The organism is Rhodococcus sp. EPR-134 (assembly GCF_001647205.1).
In the GTDB taxonomy this organism is placed as follows: Bacteria; Actinomycetota; Actinomycetes; order Mycobacteriales; family Mycobacteriaceae; genus Rhodococcus_F; species Rhodococcus_F qingshengii.
In genome coordinates this window covers 1-20,124 of sequence record NZ_LVCT01000470.1, presented here as the reverse complement: position 1 = coordinate 20,124, position 20,124 = coordinate 1, and the positions used below count along the sequence as shown (strand labels likewise).

Here is a 20,124-nt window from a genome sequence, read left to right as displayed (position 1 = left end):
TAGCCGTGACAACACCGACGTCCGAAGCGTGGGAATCCGCCGAAGGAACCCTGACCGGCATTCGGAAAGCCGGACTCCACGGACTGCGTTGGACGGCCTGGTTGGCCGGCGCGACAGGTCTCGCACAATTGGTGTCGATCGGGCTGAACTTCACCGACACTGTCAGCGGAATCGTTCCGGCCACGTACCCGCCTGTAGATGTGGCGTGCAGCGTCGTCGCGCTCGTTCTTCTGGTCAGCCTGCTTGTCGGCCGCCCCAACGGTCCCGCGATGTTGTCGAGTCTCGCCCTCCTCATGGCCATGCTGATGGCGCCCACCCTTCACAAACACGCACCCGAGTCGCTCTGGCTGGCGGCGGCACACGCCGTCTCGGTCGTCGCCGTCATCACGCTGTCCGTGATGACTTCGCGGTTCTCCAGTGCCGAGTTGGATCGGTCGTGACACCGGATTCACCCCTCTCGCTTGCAGCTGAGGAATGGATCACTGATCTCACTACCGCGGAGATGGAGCGATTGCGCAAACGCACGCCGCTCACACTCGCCGAAGAGCAAGAGGTCTGCCGATCCGTACGCTCGATCGCGCAGCAGATGATGCTCGCACCCGTCTCGATGTGGCAAGGTGATCCGCGCCTTGTTGCGGACCTGTTCGACCTCCCCGTGACCGTGAATCAGACCCAGGAGGATCGACCATGCCGAAGTTGACCGGTGGTGCGACAACCGCTGAGCACAAAATCGCCACCCGAGAAGCCATGTTGGACGCGTTCATTCGCGAACTTCACGAGCAGGGCTGGCAGAACGTGAAGCTGCAGACGGTGGCCCAGGCGGCCGGCGTCTCGCGGACAGCGGTGTACAACTACTTCCCCGACAAATCCGCGTTACTGCTCGCCTGGTCCACCCGCGAGATGGATAGATTCCTACTCCTGGCCGAGCGTGAACTCGCGGACCGCGAGAATCCTGTGGACCGACTCGAAATCCTCGTCAAACTGACACTCGTCGAGTTCTCACTGCAACGATTCACAGGAATCGCGTTGGTCGAATTGTTGTCAGCGCAGGATCGCGAAAGTTTCCTCGAACATATTGTCCCGCTGTCGGTTCTGGTCGAACAGCTCGTCCAGGAAGGTGTCGACGCCGGTGTCTTTGTCGATTCCGATGCTGCCGCATCCGCGCAACTCATCCTCGCCTGCGTGGAAAGCCGACGCCCGATGCTCATGGCCGGCGACCGAGTGGACGCCGTCGTAGCGACCAGCGTCCCGTTCATCATGCGCGCGTTGGGCGTTGCGTGGCCGACTTCCCTCGCGGCCGAACCCTCCGATCGCTCTGCTCACGATCGGTAGGATCGCAGATATGCATTTCGACCTCCCGCCCATCGATCAGCAAGCCGAGCGATTGATCGAACTCGGTGTTCACGAGATGGCCGGACTTTCTGCCGGCGATGTCAGGGAGGCCGCAACCGGGCACGGTGATGTCGGACTACTCACCGTGCACGAAAAACTGGCTCCGGCTTCAGTTCTGACTCCGCTGCTCGAGCTCGAGAACAAGCGCGGATTCATAGTCGTCGACATGGCGGACGTCGATCTGTTCACCCCCACCGAGCAGTCAACGCTGCCCGAAAGCCCATTACATCTGCTCAGTGGAGTCGACCGCGGGGATCACCTGGCCAACTGGAGCCCGGACGAAGCATTGCCCGCAATCGTCGACGCAGACCGTACGCCGCTGACGCTTACCGAAGGCATCCACTGGCTGTTGCAGCGCCCCGACATTCTCGAACGCGGAAAGTGTTTCATGACCATCGGCTCCCGACTGCGCAAACCTGACGGATCCTTCGACACCAGAACTCCCGCCGTGTGGATCAGCAACGGAACCGGTCGCGACGGCAAAGACAACCGCAACGCCCCGAAAGTCGGGTGGTGCTGGTGGGGTAACCGCCACACGTGGTTGGGGTTCGCATCGGCGAGCGACCGGGTACCGCTCCCGAACTAGAGCACGGTTGCGCGGTCGAATCGGTACCGATCCTTCCACGGCATCTCGGCCTCGAGCATTGCAGCGGCAGAAAGTAATTCCGCGTCGCAACCCCATTTCGCCGAGATCATCACGCCGAGTGGAACGCCGTCTTCCGTCCAACCGAGTGGCAGACTGATCGACGGGAAACCGGTTGCATTGGCGACGACGGTGTTTCCGGTGAAAGCGACCATGTCGATCAGTTCGGTCGCGGGATCTTCGTCGTTGCGCAACTCCCCGATCGCAAGCGGCGGCTTCGTCACAGTCGGAGTGACAACAAGGTCGGCGTCGGCGTAGTCGAGACTCCATCGCCGCGCCCAGGCCTGAACAATACCGATTGCCGCGGCCAGCTCACCCGAAGACACCTGGTTTGCTTGAACTCGCAAGTGCTGCACTATCGGACGCAGAAGGTGTTCGTACTCCTCCGGGATCGGCTTGGTTCCCGCCAAAGACGAGAACATCTTGACGAAAGCATCGATGAAAATGTCATCGCGAGCCTGCGGTCGCTCGAACACGTTGTGACCCAGACCCTCCAACACAGACCCAACCTTCGATACAGCAGCCGAGAGCTGCGCATCCACGGCTCCGCCGGAGACCGATCCGTGAGCAAGAGCGACGGTCAAGGGGCGAGCCCGAACTCCCCCAGCCTGTACGACGAACTCTTCGAACGACTTCGGCCGAGACGGGTGGATAGTTCCGGCGCCAGGTCGCGTCGCCAGAACGTCCAGCAGCGCAGCGGTATCGCGAACTGTCCGGGCGATCGGCCCCTTGCTCGCAAATCCGAAGTTGTCATGCCCCGCCACGCCCATCGTGATCAAACCGCGGCTCGGCTTGAGGCCCACCACTCCGCACGTACTTGCCGGCGAACGCAACGAACCGGCGGTGTCACTTCCCTGCGCAAACGGCACCAGACCAGCGCCGACTGCGGCAGCAGCGCCGCCACTGCTGCCGGCGGCACTCCGCGTGCGATCGAACGGACTGCGAGCAGGCGGAGCGACTTCCGGCTCGGTGTAACAGGCTGCCCCGAACTCGGGCACCGTCGTCTTACCGATGTCGATCAACCCACCTTCTCGGATCGCCTCGACGATCTCGTCGTCAGCGTCCGGCACGAAGTCGCGAAAGAGCGCCGATCCGAAGGTCGTGCGAATGCCGCGCGTTGCGTCGAGGTCTTTGATTGCCGTCGGAACGCCGAACAGGCGCGGAAGGGGCCCGGCGTCCCGCTCGTCCAACCTGCGCTGCGCTTGTTCGGCGAGGGCGACTGCGTGCTCCCCGGCGATCGTCGTGAAGGCGCCGACGTCATCGGAAGTGGTCGCACGGTCGACGAAGTACCTGGTGACTTCGGGAATCGAGACCTGTTTGGCGGCGATAACACCGGCAAGTTCGACGGCGGACAGTTGATGGAGATCGGTCATCGGGCAGCGCTCCTTGGAGGTCGATGGACACTTGTAATTTCGATACGCGTATCGCTATTGTTGTCAGCATGGTATCCGAATCCACCAGCTCTGCAAGGGCTGGTCGACCAAAAGCATTGAGTCACAGACAGATTCTTGATGCCGCGGCAGAGATCGCCGATACGGACGGCCTGGATGCGGTGTCATTTCGAGTGCTCGCCGAACGACTCGGCATATCGCCGATGTCCGTCCACCGCACAACCGGCGGCATCGACGCCTTGAGGCGAGATCTGATCTCGACTCTCGTAGGCGAAGCCGTCTCGTCGATCGACTGGCCGACCGACTGGCGCGGGGTTGCCCGCACGTTCGCCTACGGCCTCCACGACCTCCTGATGCGCCATCCCCTGGTCCTGGAAGCCCATCGGCAGGCATCACTGGAAGCACCCGGGGCCGACGATACCGCCCACCGAGTCGTGAGCGCCCTTTCCTTGGCAGGCCTCGAGGACGAGCAGGCCACGTACGCATACGGCGCGCTGCATGATTTCGTCACCGGACACGTCGCAATTCAATTGGGACGCGGCGCTTTCGACAGCGCACCTGCCGATCGACGCGAGGCATCGGTGTTCGCACTTCATCACGATCCCACCCGAAGGTTCGAGTTCGGAGTCGCCCTCATCCTGGACGGTGTGGCGTCGATCGCGCAGCAAGGAACCACATCATGACGAGCGGCGTGACCACAACCGAAATTCGCGACGCGTTGGGGCGTCGTATCGCATTCTGCGAGTACGGCGATCCGACTGGCCACCCGGTAGTCGTGGCCCACGGATCACCTGGCAGCCGATACGAAGGGCTCTCACTCCACAACGCGTCTTCGACGGCAGGCATACGGCTGATAGTCCCCGACCGACCCGGCTTCGGACGCACGGATCCGTACACGGACAAGGGATTTCATTCCTGGGACGACGACTTCGTCACCCTGGTCGATCACCTCGAGTTGGGCTCGGCCACACTGATGGGTTTCTCCGGAGGCGGCGGTTACGCGCTCGCAGTCGCTGCAGCCGTTCCCGAACGAGTCTCGAAACTGGTGCTGGCGTGCGCCATGATCCCCGGGGCACCGCGAGATACTTTGCGACGCAGAATAAAACTGGTATCTGCGTTGTACTTTGCCGCCAACTGGGCTCCCCGCGTGGCCGGCGCAATGCTCGCAGGAACCGGAGTGTTCTCCAAGCTACGCAGCGACTCAGTCTCGATCTGGCCGGCCGCCGATCAGGCAGTCATGACCGACGAGGTACATCGCCCCGCTCTCCAGTTGGATTCATCCGAAGGGATCGCACAGGGTGGATCCGCAGGGGTTGTCGACTTGGCTCGGTATCGCCACGAGGTGCCTGGACTCTTCCAATCGATCTCGGTACCAACGGTTTTCCTACACGGAACCGACGACGGAAACGTACCCGTCGAAGTAGCCCGCTGGGCACACTCGTTGATTCCCGACTCTCGCTTCGAAGAGATCAACGGAGGCGGCCATCTGTTCGTCGTCGCCGACCCCACTCCACTCCTTCGCGCCCTCGCCTAATTCCCTCTTGACTCGAACGTGTGTTCGAGTATCCTTTGGGGAGGGGATCGGGGGATTCAATGAGTGTCTTGTTGTCGGACGTGGTTTCGGGTTCTGCGGTGGGGTTACGTGGACGCCTGTGGCAGTTGACTGCTGCCGAGTTGCGCGCTGCTGCGGTGTCGGCGAGTGCGGAGATTCTGCGCCTGGAAGCCGTTCGAGTGGCCGTGGTGGACGAGTTGTCGTTGCGCCCGGATGATCAGGTGATCGCGAGCCGCGGTGTGGGGTCCTGGTTGGCGGCCAACACGATGCTGCAGGTTCGGGACGGGAAGAAGATCGCCGCCCTGGGTGCGGCTTTGCGGCCGTTTCCGGCGGTGGCGGCTCGGTTCGATGGCGGGGACTGCTCCTTCGAGCACGCCGTGTTGATCGTGGCGTTCTGCGAATCACCACCGAAAGGCATGCCAGACGCCGCGCTCCCTCGCTGTATCGACCTACTGCTTGCGGCTGCGTCGGGTGTGGAAGCGACGACCACGAAAGTGCGGAACGCGATCGCGACCTTGGAGCGAATCTTCGAATCGGATGAGATCCCGCCCGCCGAGGATGTCGATCTCAACGAGTTGCGGATCGCGTCGACGTTGAACGGTCGGGTGGTGGTGCGTGGTGATTTCGATGCCCTGACCGGTGAAATGCTGTTGTCGGCGTTGTCGAATCTGACGATGCCCACCCCGGCACCCGATGGAACCCCGGATGCTCGGTCGGCGGCCAAGCGGACGGCCGACGGGTTCACCGAACTGATCCGCCGGTACCTCGACTGCGCCAAAACCGGCACCGACGGTGGTCAGCGCCCGCACGTGAACGTGCACATCAACGCCCGTGATCTCGCTGAGCATCGGGACTGCGCCGCAGCACCCTCCACTGCTGATGACGGAATGGCTGTGTCGGATCTTGATGTCGGGCACATGCCCTGGCTCGGACCGCTGTCGGTGTCGCAGACCAGGCTTCTCGGGTGTGATTGTTTCCTGTCGACCGTTCTGCTCGACGATCATGGGGCACCGCTCGATGCGCAACCAGGAAAACGGTTGGTCACCGCCGAACAGCGAGTGGCGTTGATTGCCCGAGACAGAGGCTGCGCGTTCCCGGGGTGTTCATGTGTGCCTGCCTGGACTGATGCGCACCATATCCGGCACTGGGCGAACGGTGGCCCGACGGTGATGAACAACCTGGTCCTGCTGTGCCGTTCACATCATCGGTTGATGCACCGGAAATCAGGGTTCGTCGGGAAATGGGTGATCCGAATCGGCGCCGACAACAAACCCTGGTTCGTCCCGCCACCCTCGATCGACCCCGGGCAGCACCCGCGACCGGCGAACACCACCTTCAAAACCTGAGAGGTCAAACCTCCTCGGCGACAACAGAACACGGACCAGCGCCGCATCGAGGAGACCTCGATGCGGCGCCAAAAGACATGCTCAGCCCAAGTCGGCGACAATCCGCTCGGCGAGAGGCCGTGACGACGCCGGATTCTGACCGGTGTAGAGCTTGCGGTCCACCACGACATAAGGCGACCACGCCTCAGCCTTCGAGAATTTGCCGCCCAATTCGCGTAGGCGAGTTTCGAGCAGCCACGGAGCCTTGTCCGCCAGACCAGCCTGCGTCTCCTCCTCGTTGGTGAACGCGGTCAGCTGATAGCCGTCGAACAGCCAGCTTCCATCGGGTCTCTGGGCCGGCAGGAGTGCCGCCGGCGCGTGACACACCGCCGAGACCACCTTGTCCGCGTCCAAGAAGTTCACGAGAAGCTCACCGAAGGATGCCGACACCGCAAGATCCTCCATCGGTCCGTGCCCACCCGGTACAAAGACCACGTCGTAATCGGCAGCATCGGCGTTCTCCAGAATCTCCGGCGAATCGAGCACCGGCTGCAGATCGGCGATGTACTTGCGCATACGGTCGGCGCCTTCTTGCCCGCCGTTCACCTCGGGCGCCAGGCTTCCCTCGTCCACAACGGGAGCTTTACCGCCAGGCGTCGCGATCACGATCTCGTAGCCGGCGTCGACGAAAACGCGATGCGCCTCGACCAGTTCTTCCGCCCAGTACCCGGTCGGGTGGGGTGTTCCGTCCTTCAGCGTCCAGTGATCTGCAGAAGTGACCGCAAACAACAGCTTTGTCATCGCGCAACCTTTCGTCGGTAAAAGGAACCCATTGGTGACAAGACACCATCTTCAAGGCCCGATCAATGAAATAACGTCCAGTCAGTGCAACACGCTGCCCTTGTGAGAATTCCTCACCACCGCAGAATCACGTCACCCGTCAGGTCCCGATCGGCTTGCCGAACAGTCCTGCGACGAGTTCACCAACCGCATCCACCCAGACTGGCCAGGTCCTCTGATCAAGCGCCATGGATCCAGCGTCGAAGGTGCTGCATCCCTGCTGAGCAGGCACACCAGCGAACCGATCACGAAGCCACAGTAGAGCACTCGGCAATGCGACGACTTCCATGCTGACGTGCTCACTGAAGTGGTCTCTGGTGTAAACGACACTCGCAGAAGGATCTTGGCAATAGGTATCGACAAGTTTGTTCACCGGGCCAACAGGCACCAACCAGTCGGGATTCGACTGATAAATGTACATCGGCACGTCAGGAACAGACTTACCCATGGCAGCTCGGGAGAGCGCAGCTCTCACCGTGGGGTGTTGGACGGGATCTCCCGGGACATCGAGGAAGCCCTTGATATTGAGGAAGGGCACTGCAGCCGACGTCCAGAGCATGCACAGGTTGTCCTTGGCAGCGAAAAGCGCTCGGCCGGCAGGGTTTATGTGCTGATCGATGAAGCCTGCAAGTTCAGGATCTTCTCGGCTCACTCCGATTACACCGGCAGCGACGATCCCGGCCCCTAGAGCGTTGTTGGCATTGTCGAGCAAAGCGCCGAGATCCGCGGCAACACCACCTTCGGCGACTCCGACGATATTCAGTTCCGGCGCGTACGCCTGCCGTATTTCAGCTGCGTGACCGGTAGGAATCGATCCACCCGAGTAGCCGAGCAGCCCTACGCGAGTTGACCGCCCTTGTAGCTCCATGGGTTCGAAGTTCTCAGCAGCACGGATACCGTCGAGCGTGATCCGGGCCGCGACGGGGCCGGAGGCGAAGGAAGAATTGGGTCCCTGATGATCGGGCACCGACAATGCCCAACCCTGCGCCAGTGCCGCCTGCACTTCGAGGAATTGAGCCCCACCGGTCGCAGCGCCCGTCACCAGCCACGGCAACGCGCCTTGCTGCATGACATACGAAGGTGCGCAGTAGTTTCCGAGTGAATCCTCTGCCATCTGAAAGGACAGCAGCGGGCGCGGGCCTCCATCGCGAGTGTCGCCACGCGGCTTGATCACTGTGGTGACAGCAGGAATCGCCTCGCCCGCAGCATTATTGGATCGATACGAGATCTGCCACGCATCCACGTTGGTCGGAATCAGGTTGAGAGTACCGAGATTCACCGCACGAGCGGCGATGATCTCACCCGGTTGCTTGGATTCGACGACCTCGACAGGCGGTTCATAGAAGGCCTGGTCCAGTTCAGGCAAAGGCGGTGCAACCGCAGGCGGCAGGGCAGGCTGGACCTGAATTTGGGCGGGAACACCTTCGTCCGGTGCCGCTGAGGCAGGTGCCGAAAGTCCGATCTGCCCGATTACTGCAATCACGGCAATTGCGAGGCCCCCGCGTTGTCGGTCAGTTGTCCAGCGTCGTCCCATACCAATTCCTCCCCGGAAAAGCACAGATTGCCTTGTGTTGCCGCAGTTCTCATCACGAGCACACAAGTTAGATGCGAGTGTCTAACACATTGAGGACGAGAGTAGAGCGTTGTGGGCCGGATTACAATCCCCTGGTGTTCGTGACCTATTCGTCGGCGTGAAGGGGCGCGTCGTCGATCAACGCATTCAAGAGCACCGTCATCAGATCGACCAGTACCGACACGGGAGGACGAGGCTCCGCAGTGCTCCACTGGTGCACCAGCGCGGTAAGCGCGCCGATGAAGGCGGTGGACGCCCACCGGTAACCACCCGGCGGTTCGTAATCTTCGCCCACGATCCCTTTGATGATCGACTCGAAAAATGTTGCCCAGACCGAACGTTGGTCCACACGATGCTTTTCCACCCGGGGACTGACACCTACGACGTCGATGAAGGCAACGTGTGCGCGTCGTGGGTCACTTCCGACCGACTCGACGAAGGCGGCCATGGCCGTCGCTGCCTTGTCACGGAGATTGACCGAAGGCTCTGCATCGAGTGCGTCGACCATTGCAATTCTGGCGTCGAGTTGAATCTGGTCATACAGCGCGAGGAGTAGATCCTCGCGACTACCGAACTCGTCGTAGAACTGCCTTCTGGCCAGACTCGCGGACGCGCAGATATCCGCCACCGAACTTCCGGCATACCCCTGGTCTGCAAACACGCTGAGAGCAGCATTCAAAAAGAGGGAACGGCGTTCGGCCTTGCGAGCCGCGACCGACCTTCCGCCGTAGTTTCTGTCTGTTTCAGCGATTGCCACGTCTGCCAGACTATGCGGCATCGCGCCGCACACAAAACGCATCTGACCTGCTGCGAAGTTCCTTCACCACCACTACCGGCGCATCGGCACTGCAGCACGATCAGGCCAATACGAAGGCCACGGCAAAAAGTGTCCAGGCGGCAGCGAGAACCGTTGACGCCGCAGTAACTGCCCCGGTCACGGCAGGTCGAGTGCTGCGGTTGCGCGCGGCGATGATTCCGACCGTTATCAAAGTCAATGCCACCAGGAACGACAAAACCACGATTTTCACCAGCAACCCCTTCGACGACGGTCAACAGAACCGGAGACTATTTAGATAGTACACAAATAAATCGTGCATTAATTAAACTCAAAGTCTGTCAGGGGATTCTTGACAGAATTCAACAGCGCCTGTCAGGCTAGTCCTGACGAAAGGAGAACTTCTCATGGAAGACCTGATCGAACGCGCCCTGACTGCGAAGATCGAGACCGCCGCGATCACCACGGTCAACGCCGCGATCACCGAGGCCGGCACTCAGGCAGACAAGATTGTCGGAACAGATCCTTTACCTGGCAGCCCTGAGTGGGAGGCAGAACAGGACACCGACATCCCGGCGCAGCGTCAGATGGCGTGGCAGTTGGCCTGTTTCCGGATTCAGCTGGCCGCAGGTATCGATTCGACGGCAAGCGTCATGAGCCTGCGTAGATTCGGCGCAACATGGTCAACCATCGGCCGCGCAGCGGGAATGACCCGTCAGTCCGCGCATGAACGGTGGGGTCGACGTGTATCGGACATGCTCGATCCCTACGGAGTCGGGATGCCGCCCATGGTGCCCAATGATGATCCGACTCAGCCCTGACTAACAATCGCGTGACTAACAATCGCGTGACTAACAATCGCGTGACTACCGATCCGGCAGCAGCGCATCGGCTTTCGCGACCAGCACAGCGCGCTCACGCTCGTTCCCGGCCAGCCGAGCCGCTTCGAGGAGTTCGGTTCTAGCCTCCTCGGATCGGCCGAGCTGACTGAGCAACTCCCCCCGAACGCTGGGAAGCAGGTGGTAGTCGGCCAGTTCACCTGAAGCGACAAGCTTGTCGACGAATTCGAGCGCAGGGCCAGGACCGTATGCCATGGATACCGCCGCCGCATGATTGAGGTCGACCACGGGCGATGGCGCCAGTTGCGCCAGAGCCTCGTAGAGGATCACTATCTTCTTCCAATCGGTGTCTTCGAAAGTTGCTGCTCGCGCATGACATTCGGCAATCGCCGCCTGCAGGCCGTACGGGCCTCGTCCACGCCCGACGGCGTCAGCTCGTTCCAGCGCGGCAAGCCCACGTGAGATCTGTAGGCGATCCCACCTCGTCCGATCCTGGTCAGCCAGCAGGATGGGTTCACCGGTCGAGGTTGTCCGAGCGCCGAATCTCGAGGCTGTCAGCTCCATCAAAGCGACAAGGCCGTGTACCTCGGACTCCCTGGGGACCAATTCGGCGAGTATTCGCGCGAGCCGCAGAGCCTCAGCACTGAGCTCCGCCCGCATCCACTCGTCCCCGGAACTGGCTGCATAGCCTTCGTTGAACACCAGGTACAGCACTCCGAGGACCGCGCTCAATCTGCTCGAAAACTCTTCTCGCCCTGGAACTTCGAAAACCGCTTTCGAGGCGGTCAGCGCCTTCTTCGCGCGGACTATCCGCTGCTGCACCGTCGCCGTCGGCGTGAGGAACGCTTTCGCAATCTCTTCCGTGGTCAAACCGCCCACCACCCGAAGCGTCAACGCCACCTGCGCTTTTCGATTCAACACGGGATGGCAGGCGATGAACATCAGGCGAAGGACATCGTCGTCGATGCGGTCCGGATCCCAGCTGACGTCGTCGAAATGTGAAGCGTCGTTCTCGAGTTCACGCGCAAAGTGGGCGTAGCGCTCGTCCAACCTCTCACGTCGTCGCCACCCGTCGATCGCTCGTCGTGTCGCCACAGATGTCAGCCAGGCAGCGGGGTTTCTCGGAACCCCCGTCGCGGGCCACTGCTCGACGGCTTCGAGCAGAGCCTGCGCGGCCAGATCTTCGGCGAGATCAAGATCTCCGACGGTGCGAGTCAACGTGGCGACAATCTTCGCGGATTCGATACGCCAGACCGCGTCGACAGCCTTTCTCGTTTCTTCTCGCACCGCCTCGTCGGTCATGGTCAGCCTGCGACCGGACGATCGGTACCGAGCTCTTCACGCCAGCCGGCCTCTTTCTGGATGTACTCGTTGTCCTGATCGAAGTCTGACATCTCGCTCACGCGGCGTACCTCGAGCTTGCTTCCCGGCCCGAGCGGGCAGCGCTTCGCCCATTCCAAGGCTTCGTCTTTGGTCGACGTCTGAATGATCCAGAATCCCGAGAACAACTCCTTCGTCTCCCCGTACGGGCCGTCGGAGACCAGCGGAGGATCGGACTCGAAATCGACGATGAATCCCTCCTCCATCGCCAGTCCCTCACCGGCCAGCAAGACACCTGCCTTGATCAGGGACTCGTTGTACTGCCCCATCGCCGCGATGATCTCGTCGAAGTCCATGTCCTTGGATGCTTCGATAGCCTCATCGGTGGAACGCATGATCAGCATGTACTTCATGAGAATCTCCTTCGTTCGTGGACCGCTCTGTTCGGTCCCTCTGCTTACACGTCGAACGGCGCACTCACCGATCGACAAACTTCCGAAACAATTTTTCCGAGGACATAACCGCCGGTCGCGATACGCTGCCCACGGTATCGGCGGACGGGCCGTCGGGCCGGTCAGAAGTCGAGAAATCCCGGCACAACTTCGCGAACGAGCCCGGTCGCGTCAGAGCTCCCGTAGAAATACACCGACCCGTAACCGAATAGGTACTCCTCTACGAAATCGGGGTGGGACTCGGCAACCACCGGCCACCCCTCTTCGTTGATCTGGAACAGGAAGCTGTGTCCATCTGCCTCGACGGCATCGGCGTAGGACGGTTCGTTCTGAATGAGCACCGGTTGCGGAGCTATCAACACCAACGGCATCACCTCGTCGTCCGATGGAATCCTGATCAACGCCGCGCTGCCAAGGCCCGCATGGCTGCCCGCCGATTCCGCACTTCGTGACGACGAGGGGTGCAGGACTGCCCTAACCCCGATGTCCGGGTATTCGAGGTCGTCGTCGCCGATGGAGAAACCTCGACGGATGAAGACCGAAAGCTCTCGCGCGCCGAGCCACGGCGCCGTGTGTGCCTCGAGCGTCAGAAGGTACTCGTGCGACCGCAGAATCGCCTGACCAGCGAAAACTTGCGGAGGTCGTCCACCAATCCGTGCCCCACTTTTCGAATCGCTCGAACCCACCCCGAGATGTACCCTGTCCACCGGCGTCATCCTAGGGAGATCCGACGGGTGTCGGAGGGAGACTCTCCGATTTCCTACAATCCGCTGGTGACGTAGGCCACATTCAGGCTCGATGATGGGTGCATGACAACATTCCCGACTCTCGACCCCGAACTCGCCGCGGCACTCACCATGCTCCCGAAGGTGGACTTCGCTGACCTCCCCAACGCACGGGCCACCTACGCCGCTCTGGTCGGCACCATGTTGGCCGACCTGTCATTCGACGGAGTCTCGCTTCGTGAACTGTCGGCACCCGGCCTGGACGGCGATCCGGAGGTCACGATTCGTTTCTTCACCCCGGACAACACTGCCGGCCCTGTCCCCGTTCTGCTCTGGATCCATGGCGGCGGATTCGCAATCGGCACCGCAGAATCCAGCGATCCATTTTGCGTCGAGGTGGCGCGGGAACTCGGATTCGCCGTTGCGAACGTGGAGTACCGCCTCGCCCCCGAAACCCCCTTCCCCGGCCCCGTCGACGACTGCTACGCCGCACTCCTCTACATCCACGCCCATGCCGAGGAGCTGGGGGTCGATCCACGCCGCATCGCAGTGGGAGGGCAGAGCGCAGGCGGTGGACTGGCCGCAGGCACTGTCCTCAAAGCCCGTGACGAGGGCGTTGTGCCCGTGGCCTTCCAATTCCTCGAAATCCCTGAACTCGACGACCGTCTGGCGACGGTCTCGATGACGAACTTCGTCGACACCCCCTTGTGGCACCGCCCTAACGCCATCCTGTCGTGGAAGTACTATCTCGGCGAGTCGTATTCCGGTCCCGAAGATCCTGACGTGTCCATTTACGCTGCGCCGTCCCGGGCTACCGACCTCACCGGTCTGCCGCCGACCTACCTGTCCACCATGGAACTCGACCCGCTCCGCGACGAAGGAATCGAATACGCCCTTCGGCTGCTGCAAGCGGGAGTCAGCGTCGAATTGCACTCCTTCCCCGGAACCTTTCACGGGTCGGCACTGGTCGCGACCGCCGCGGTCAGCGAAAGAGGTGCCGCCGAAGCCCTCACTGCGCTCAGGAGAGGGTTGCGTTCGCTCTCGCCGGTCTCGTAGCGTTGCGAGATGCAAGGACTGATGTACCGGCTTGCCGAGCTCGATGCAGACTCGGCAGGCCTGGTACGTGTCATCGATTACTTCGACGCCCTCGTGCGGCACGGCTCCGACACCGCGTCTTTGCTTCGTGCGAGCGCGCAGTTGGCGGACTGCATCGTGGGTATCGAGATCGTCGAGCGCGGCAGAAGCAAGAAGAATTTGCGCCGTTGCGATCCGCGCGGCCGCTGGTCACCCGATCCTCAGCTCCCACCGAGCATGACCAGAAACATTGCCGTAGACGACGAGGTTCTCGGAACGGTATGGATCGAACGACCCGGGGCCAGCTTGCCACTCGACGAAATGCTCGTCGACCGGATGGCCCTGACCGCAGCGATAATTCTGCAACCGCGACGCCTGCCTACCGAAGCCGAGCACACTCGAAATCTGTTGTTCCCGATGGATGAACTCGCGGTGCTCACCTCCTGCGCCGGTCTCGGTATCGAACCCCATACCCCAGTCCGTGTAATGGCAACCAAGGCAGTCTCAGGCACGGCCGAAGGTGCTGCACACCTTGTCATTTCGCCAGATTACAAACCTGGCAAAGCCACTGGGATAGACGCTGACGGCGAGTATCTGAATCTCGTGACGGGTTCGTTCGCGGCGACACCCGAGCTGTCCGAGGCCGCGCTGTCGTCATTCATTCGCGCCGGAATATCTTTGACTGCTCCCGCTTCCGAAGTGAGCACAATACTGAGCACTGCACGATTCGCTCGTACACAGGCGTCGGCAACAACACCGATCGTGAACGCCGACGATCTCGGCGCCCTCAACCTCTTGGCGCCGGGACCACACATCGATCACTCGCGAATACCGGATCTGGTTCGTGCCGAAGAGATCGGCGATACCAAACAGGGGTTAGAACTACTCGAAACCTTGAGGTCATACCTGCAGTCCGGAACCTTGAGGGCCGCAGCAGATTCCATGCATCTTCACCACAGCAGCGTCGCGCACCGATTGGCGAAACTGTCCCAGCACGTCGGATTCCACGTCGATTCCATCGAGAACCGAGCACGCGCAACGGCCATGATGCTGGTCCTCGATGGCGGATAGGACCCACCGCGCATCACAGGCACTACGCAGTGGTTGACGATCTTTCGCGTTGAGCGAGCGCAACAAACGGCGCAAGCGCCGGATTCGGATTATCCGGGCGGTAGGTCACTGCCACGTCGAGAGTTGGTTGCTCACCGGCGATCTCACATAGATGGACACCCGGGATGCGGAGCATCCGCGCTCTGCCCTGGGGGATCGGCGCAATACCCACCCCGTCCGAGACGGCATGCAGCACCTGCTCGTCGTCGGCCTCGAATCGAACGATGCTGGGCGCCCCGTTTGGCCAAAGTTGTTCGAGCGTACGCAAATACATCCCCGGGGCGTTGGCCTCCGGCCAGAACACAACGGGGACGTCCACCAGATCTCCGAGTTCGAGCGTCGCTCGATCTCCGAACGGATGATCCACGGGAACAGCGACCAGGATAGGTTCGGTGTCGAGGACGATCAGGGGAAGTTCTCGATCGTCTTCATCGAGCGGCGGGCGAACAACCGCGATGTCGACGGCTCCGGTTCGGACGAGGTCGACAGTCTGCGCCGAAGTGCCACGATGAACGACAACTTCGACGCCCGGGTAGAGCCTTCGATAGGTGCTGACCAGATCCGCGACTGCGCCGCCCGCCCACGAACGGGTGTACGCGATGCGCAGTTCTCCGTCCACACCGCGCGCGGCCAACCGAATTCGTTCGACAGCCCGGTCCGCACACCCGATCAAAAAGCGCGCCTCTCGTACCGCCACCTTGCCGGCTTCCGTGAAGGTGAACTGCGGACCCCGACGATCCACCAGCGGCACTCCGAGTTCGCGCTCGAGAACCTTGATCTGCTGACTGAGGGCCGATTGCGCGACGTGGACGTTCGCAGCGGCTCGAGTGAAGCTCCCATGATCCGACAGAGCGATCAGATAACGGGCACGCTGCAGGTTCATACGGCGATTATAAGAAAAACAGATGGTGGTGTCACTACTTGGTCTTGGACACGGCATCACCTGAGGTCGGAGGATCGAGTTCACGTTGATCCACCGTCTGTCTCCCGAAAATTGTCACCCGAACGATCACAAGGTTGCACATGAACCCCCGAACACTCACTGAACCTACAACAGACGCGAGGCTTCTCGACGCCCTCGCGGAGATCGTCGGCCACACGCATGTCCTTACCGATTCCGAACTGATCGAGGGCTACACACGTGACTGGACGGGACGTTGGATCGGCGACGCGATCGCGGTCATCCGCCCCGGCAACACTTCCGAAGTGTCTGCGGTTCTTCGAGCATGCTTCGACGCGGGGGTTCCCGTCACACCGCAAGGCGGCAACACCGGACTGGTCGGTGGTGGGATCGCCTCGGCTGGGTCCGTGGTGCTGAGTACCAGACGTCTGGAGACGATCGAAGCCGTCGACCCCATCGGTCGGACAATCGCGGCCGGCGCCGGCGTGACCGTTGCTCGCGCCGACCTGGCCGCATCTGCACACGGTCTCCGCTTCGGAATCGATTTGGCATCAAAGGAATCCGCAACACTCGGCGGCATCGTCGCAACCAACGCCGGTGGGACGCGCATGGTCCGATACGGAAATACACGCGCACAGATACTCGGTATCGAAGCCGTGCTCGCGGACGGTTCGGTGCTGAGTAGATGGACTCCACTCGTCAAAGACAATGTCGGATACGATATTCCAGGACTTCTCGCCGGCAGCGAGGGAACGCTCGCAGTCATCACCAAGGTCCTGATGAAGCTGGTCACCCCGGCGACCGACACCCAGGTCGTGCTCGCGGGTGTACGCGAAGTCGATCAAGCGCTTCATTTGTGTAATCGCGTGCGTCAGAGCGGATTGACCGTCGAAGCCGCCGAGATCATGACCGACGACGGCATCTCCCTCGTCTGCGCACACACCGATGCCCGTCGCCCGTTCGGCACCCCTTCACCGATGTACACACTCATCGAGGTGTCATCACCGCGCGAAACGGAAGAGTCGCTCCTCGAAGTACTCTCCGACTCTGCCGACCTCATCGAGGACGCGACGGTCGAGCCTGGGCCGGCTCGAAAACTGTGGACTCTGCGGGAAAGCCATACCGAAAGCATCAGCGCGTCGTCGACGACGCCGGTAGTCAAGCTCGACATCTCCGTCCCCTTGTCCGTGATGGGAATGTTCATCGACAACCTCCGAGAAAGCCTGGCACAACGATTCCCCCTCGTGCGGCCAATCCTGTTCGGGCACTTCGCCGACGGAAACATTCATGTGAACCTTCTGGATGCCGAGCCGAGGGTCGCACACGAACTGACCGATATGGTGTTCCGACTCGTCGCCGCCCACCATGGAAGCATCAGCGCCGAGCACGGGATAGGCCGCGCGAAGTCGCCGTGGATATCGCTGGGGCGCACTGAAACCGACATCGCCGCAATGCAGCTGATCAAATCCTCCTGGGATCCCCGTGGAATCCTCAACCCTGGAATACTGTTGCCGGAAAAAGTCGGGTAAGCAAAAGGGGTCTCGTGCAGGAACTTTACGTCGTCACTCATCCTCATGCCGAACACACAGCGCAGGACGTAGTCGGCGGTTGGCACAATTCGGTTCTCACCCCCGCTGGTCGGCGCGATGCAGGTTTGATCGCCGAAGCACTGAAACGACGACGCACCGGAACTTCGCGCGCGGTCCGCATCACCTCGTCCGACCTCGAACGGTGCACCGAGACATCCACGATCATCGCCCGGACACTCGATGCTCCGGCGACAACAGACACTCGATTGCGCGAAATCAGCTTCGGAGAAGCCGAAGGACGCCCGAACTCGTGGCTGGCCCAGCGGCAGGTCCCGGCCCCTGACAACAACCGCCTCGATCACCGTGGCCCCGTTGCCGGTGCCGAGACCCGCCGCGACATCGCATCAAGGGTTCACGAGTGCATGTGCGAACTGATGGACGATCTCGATCACGATCACATCGTCGTAACCCACGGCTTTGCACACACATTCGTCGTCTCCGCCTGGCTACAGATTCCCGTCGACGCCGCAGGATTTGCGACCTTCGCGACCACCCCGGGTGCAATCACACATCTCCGACACGACGACTACTGGCGCAACCGAACCCTCGTGCAACTAGCTGATACGACGCACCTGGACTGTGGCACGATGGCCTGATGCGCCATGTCTCCGACGACGAACGCCGTGCTCGCATAGGAGTACGTCATGCGCTGGAGCCAATGTTTCACGTCGATTCGCCGGAAGCTGCCACGCGGGCGATGACGGTACTGCACGCCACCGAGTCAGCGACGGTCTATCTGTCTTGCTGGGCGAGGGTTCGGTCCGTGGACGCCGCCGACGTCGACCGCGCCCTGTACGACCAACGCAGTCTCGTGAAGCAATTGGCAATGCGCCGCACACTCTTCACCTTTCCCCGCGACTTGCTGCCGGCCGCGTGGTCGAGTGCGTCCGCCCGCGTCGCGAACACCGAGCGGGCACGAATGGCCAAGGATGTCGTCAAGGCCGGACTCGCCGTCGACGGCAACGACTGGCTCGATCGCGCACGGACGGAAGTGCTGAAGTTGCTCACCGATAGGCCTGAAGGGCTTTCAGCGGTAGAGATTCGTCAGGCCGTGCCGATGACAGACGTCAAGGTCGAGGGTTCGGCAGGTGAAATCTGGTCGGCACCCAGGGTTCTCACGCATCTCGGGGCAACCGCAGACATCATGCGCGGCACCAACACCGCCCGCTTCCCCGTCTCACGCCCACTGTGGACTCTCACTCGACACTGGCTCGACGACGCCCCCGTCGATCTCGAATCTGCAGACGGCTATCGAGAAATAGTCCGCCGTTGGCTCTACACCTTCGGACCGGGCACGGAAGACGACATCGTCTGGTGGCTGGGCTCGACGAAGACGGTCGTCCGGGCCGCCCTCGCCGAACTCGACGCCGTTGCAGTCTCACTCGACGGAGGCGACACCGGCTGGCTGCTACCGGATGACGTCGCCACGGTGTCTGATCCAGGTCCTTGGGTCGCACTCCTACCGGTGCTCGACCCGACAATCATGGGGTGGAAGAACCGTGACTTCTACCTCGGCCCGCACCGCAACCAACTCTTCGACACCCGCGGTAATGCCGGCACCACCGCTTGGGTCGACGGTCGCGTCGTTGGGTGCTGGATCCAAGACGAAACCGGTGTGGTGCACGTTCGATTGCTCGAGACCGTGTCAGCGTCTGCGCGACGTTCTCTCGATGCCGAGGCGGCGCGCCTCACTGAGTGGCTGGGCGGCGTCAGAATCGGCACGGGGTACGTCTCACGGGCTATGAAGCAGGCGGCTGAAATTGCTGAAGCCACGCCTTGACGATGTGACCAGAACACTGTTCTAGCTGTTCTTTCTGCTAACGCCATCCATGCGCGGCAAGGCAACCATCGACAAGTGTACGAAACGTACAGTACACTTCGAACTTCACCGATTGACCGATCTAGGAGGATCCATGGAAGGTCAAGCAGTTCGTGAATACGGTGCGTACATCGATGGAACGTTCCGAGCCATCGGCACATCCACCTTCGAGGCGCGTGACGCCGCTTCCGGCGCTCTGCTCGCCACACTGTCCCGATGCGGGGCAGAAGAAATCAATGATGCGGTCGAAGCCGCCGGACGGGCATTTCCGGCGTGGGCAGGCCTGACGACCGAAGAACGGTCCGCACAAATCTTGCAGTTTGCCGCACTGGTGGAGGAACGAACTGAAGAGCTTGCCCAACTCGAGTGCATGGACACCGGGCGACACATCAGGGAGATGCGAGAAGACTATCGGGCCGCAGTGTCGCACCTACGATACTTTGCGTCAGTTTCGTTGGCGCACCACGGTTTCGGCCGCGAATTGGCCTCGGGGTATCTGGTTGCGAAACGGGTACCCTTGGGCGTGTGCGGACAGATCATTCCCTGGAACGATCCCGTTGTGATGACGGCATTCAAGATTGCTCCCGCTCTCGCTGCCGGAAACACCGTCGTACTCAAACCTGATGAAAATGCCTGTGTTTCAGTCATGGAACTGGCGAGGATCGCCGCCGAAGTGTTCCCGAAAGGCGTTCTCAATGTTGTACCCGGCCTCGGCGAAGAGGCCGGCGCAGCCCTGATTGGTCATCCGAAAGTCAGCAAACTCGCTTTCACCGGAAGCACCGAAGTCGGCCGACTCGTGGCACA

23 protein-coding genes are annotated in these 20,124 nt (G+C 61.5%); 14 read left to right on the top strand and 9 right to left on the bottom strand.

Annotated features, from left to right (window positions below; genetic code table 11):
- The first annotated feature begins 5 nt into the window (after nucleotides 1-5).
- Genes A2J01_RS21855 through A2J01_RS21840 form a run of 4 tightly spaced genes read left to right on the top strand, consistent with a single transcriptional unit; the run spans nucleotide 6 to nucleotide 1,978 of the window.
- Nucleotides 6-440, top strand: a complete 435-nt coding sequence (locus A2J01_RS21855) for a hypothetical protein (RefSeq protein ID WP_054826733.1) — start codon at nucleotides 6-8, stop codon at nucleotides 438-440.
- Entirely contained in the window at nucleotides 437-700 is a 264-nt protein-coding gene (locus tag A2J01_RS21850; protein WP_064113569.1) for a hypothetical protein, read from the top strand. Before A2J01_RS21855 ends, A2J01_RS21850 begins: the two co-directional genes overlap by 4 nt.
- Nucleotides 688-1,332: a TetR/AcrR family transcriptional regulator gene (locus A2J01_RS21845; RefSeq protein ID WP_064113568.1), complete on the top strand. Its 645-nt coding sequence runs from the start codon at nucleotides 688-690 to the stop codon at nucleotides 1,330-1,332. The genes A2J01_RS21850 and A2J01_RS21845 overlap by 13 nt, the downstream gene beginning before the upstream one ends.
- A gap of 10 nt (nucleotides 1,333-1,342) precedes the next feature.
- Nucleotides 1,343-1,978: a DUF5701 family protein gene (locus A2J01_RS21840; RefSeq protein WP_064113567.1), complete on the top strand. Its 636-nt coding sequence runs from the start codon at nucleotides 1,343-1,345 to the stop codon at nucleotides 1,976-1,978.
- Here A2J01_RS21840 and A2J01_RS21835 read toward each other — a convergent pair.
- On the bottom strand, nucleotides 1,975-3,408 hold the full coding sequence (locus tag A2J01_RS21835; protein WP_064113566.1) for an amidase: 1,434 nt from the start codon (nucleotides 3,406-3,408) through the stop codon (nucleotides 1,975-1,977). The two genes, A2J01_RS21840 and A2J01_RS21835, sit on opposite strands and share 4 nt — an antisense overlap.
- A 116-nt stretch (nucleotides 3,409-3,524) precedes the next feature.
- Between A2J01_RS21835 and A2J01_RS21830 the strand changes: the two genes are divergently transcribed.
- From A2J01_RS21830 to A2J01_RS21820, 3 genes are read left to right on the top strand one after another with little or no spacing between them, the layout of a single operon-like run.
- Nucleotides 3,525-4,109: a TetR/AcrR family transcriptional regulator gene (locus A2J01_RS21830; RefSeq protein WP_230359246.1), complete on the top strand. Its 585-nt coding sequence runs from the start codon at nucleotides 3,525-3,527 to the stop codon at nucleotides 4,107-4,109.
- Nucleotides 4,106-4,960, top strand: coding sequence for an alpha/beta fold hydrolase (locus tag A2J01_RS21825; protein WP_064113565.1), 855 nt, complete (start codon nucleotides 4,106-4,108; stop codon nucleotides 4,958-4,960). The genes A2J01_RS21830 and A2J01_RS21825 overlap by 4 nt, the downstream gene beginning before the upstream one ends.
- Nucleotides 4,961-5,019: 59 nt before the next feature.
- A complete protein-coding gene (locus tag A2J01_RS21820; protein ID WP_064113564.1) occupies nucleotides 5,020-6,324 on the top strand; it encodes an HNH endonuclease signature motif containing protein in 1,305 nt (434 codons plus the stop codon).
- A gap of 81 nt (nucleotides 6,325-6,405) precedes the next feature.
- On the opposite strand, the gene A2J01_RS21815 is transcribed toward A2J01_RS21820, so the two are convergent.
- The 4 genes from A2J01_RS21815 to A2J01_RS36525 form a co-directional block, all read right to left on the bottom strand.
- The gene (locus tag A2J01_RS21815) at nucleotides 6,406-7,104 is read right to left on the bottom strand and encodes a type 1 glutamine amidotransferase domain-containing protein (protein ID WP_030537402.1); all 699 of its coding nucleotides are present in this window, start codon (nucleotides 7,102-7,104) and stop codon (nucleotides 6,406-6,408) included.
- Between the two features lie 139 nt (nucleotides 7,105-7,243).
- Nucleotides 7,244-8,677 (bottom strand): lipase family protein, encoded by a 1,434-nt coding sequence (locus A2J01_RS21810; RefSeq protein ID WP_116057683.1) that lies wholly within the window; start codon nucleotides 8,675-8,677, stop codon nucleotides 7,244-7,246.
- 145 nt (nucleotides 8,678-8,822) lie between these two features.
- Nucleotides 8,823-9,515 (bottom strand): TetR/AcrR family transcriptional regulator, encoded by a 693-nt coding sequence (locus A2J01_RS21805; RefSeq protein ID WP_080961262.1) that lies wholly within the window; start codon nucleotides 9,513-9,515, stop codon nucleotides 8,823-8,825.
- A gap of 58 nt (nucleotides 9,516-9,573) precedes the next feature.
- Entirely contained in the window at nucleotides 9,574-9,744 is a 171-nt protein-coding gene (locus A2J01_RS36525; protein WP_003943130.1) for a hypothetical protein, read from the bottom strand.
- Between the two features lie 154 nt (nucleotides 9,745-9,898).
- Between A2J01_RS36525 and A2J01_RS21800 the strand changes: the two genes are divergently transcribed.
- Nucleotides 9,899-10,312: a hypothetical protein gene (locus A2J01_RS21800; protein ID WP_003942828.1), complete on the top strand. Its 414-nt coding sequence runs from the start codon at nucleotides 9,899-9,901 to the stop codon at nucleotides 10,310-10,312.
- A 45-nt stretch (nucleotides 10,313-10,357) separates the two neighbouring features.
- On the opposite strand, the gene A2J01_RS21795 is transcribed toward A2J01_RS21800, so the two are convergent.
- The 3 genes from A2J01_RS21795 to A2J01_RS21785 form a co-directional block, all read right to left on the bottom strand.
- Entirely contained in the window at nucleotides 10,358-11,632 is a 1,275-nt protein-coding gene (locus A2J01_RS21795) for an RNA polymerase sigma factor (RefSeq protein ID WP_042922905.1), read from the bottom strand.
- 2 nt (nucleotides 11,633-11,634) lie between these two features.
- Entirely contained in the window at nucleotides 11,635-12,063 is a 429-nt protein-coding gene (locus tag A2J01_RS21790) for a YciI family protein (protein ID WP_007735729.1), read from the bottom strand.
- A 161-nt stretch (nucleotides 12,064-12,224) separates the two neighbouring features.
- Nucleotides 12,225-12,818 carry a hypothetical protein gene (locus A2J01_RS21785; RefSeq protein WP_064113563.1) on the bottom strand — a complete coding sequence of 198 codons (594 nt, stop codon included), beginning with the start codon at nucleotides 12,816-12,818 and terminating at the stop codon, nucleotides 12,225-12,227.
- A 93-nt stretch (nucleotides 12,819-12,911) separates the two neighbouring features.
- Between A2J01_RS21785 and A2J01_RS21780 the strand changes: the two genes are divergently transcribed.
- Together A2J01_RS21780 and A2J01_RS21775 are read left to right on the top strand one after the other, a co-directional pair.
- The gene (locus A2J01_RS21780; RefSeq protein WP_064113562.1) at nucleotides 12,912-13,883 is read left to right on the top strand and encodes an alpha/beta hydrolase; all 972 of its coding nucleotides are present in this window, start codon (nucleotides 12,912-12,914) and stop codon (nucleotides 13,881-13,883) included.
- 9 nt (nucleotides 13,884-13,892) lie between these two features.
- Nucleotides 13,893-14,972, top strand: coding sequence for a helix-turn-helix domain-containing protein (locus tag A2J01_RS21775; protein ID WP_231915871.1), 1,080 nt, complete (start codon nucleotides 13,893-13,895; stop codon nucleotides 14,970-14,972).
- A 22-nt stretch (nucleotides 14,973-14,994) separates the two neighbouring features.
- Here A2J01_RS21775 and A2J01_RS21770 read toward each other — a convergent pair whose 3' ends face one another.
- Nucleotides 14,995-15,894, bottom strand: coding sequence for a LysR family transcriptional regulator (locus A2J01_RS21770; protein WP_054188300.1), 900 nt, complete (start codon nucleotides 15,892-15,894; stop codon nucleotides 14,995-14,997).
- A 140-nt stretch (nucleotides 15,895-16,034) separates the two neighbouring features.
- Here A2J01_RS21770 and A2J01_RS21765 point away from each other — a divergent pair, with 140 nt between their 5' ends.
- From A2J01_RS21765 to A2J01_RS21750, 4 genes are all read left to right on the top strand, one after another.
- Entirely contained in the window at nucleotides 16,035-17,441 is a 1,407-nt protein-coding gene (locus tag A2J01_RS21765; RefSeq protein WP_064113561.1) for an FAD-binding oxidoreductase, read from the top strand.
- A 14-nt stretch (nucleotides 17,442-17,455) separates the two neighbouring features.
- Complete coding sequence (locus tag A2J01_RS21760; protein WP_064113560.1) at nucleotides 17,456-18,097, top strand: histidine phosphatase family protein; 642 nt, start codon at nucleotides 17,456-17,458, stop codon at nucleotides 18,095-18,097.
- Nucleotides 18,097-19,281, top strand: a complete 1,185-nt coding sequence (locus tag A2J01_RS21755) for a winged helix DNA-binding domain-containing protein (protein ID WP_064113559.1) — start codon at nucleotides 18,097-18,099, stop codon at nucleotides 19,279-19,281. Before A2J01_RS21760 ends, A2J01_RS21755 begins: the two co-directional genes overlap by 1 nt.
- Before the next feature lie 133 nt (nucleotides 19,282-19,414).
- A partial coding sequence (locus A2J01_RS21750) for an aldehyde dehydrogenase family protein (RefSeq protein WP_156519347.1) occupies nucleotides 19,415-20,124 on the top strand: 710 nt, incomplete at its 3' end.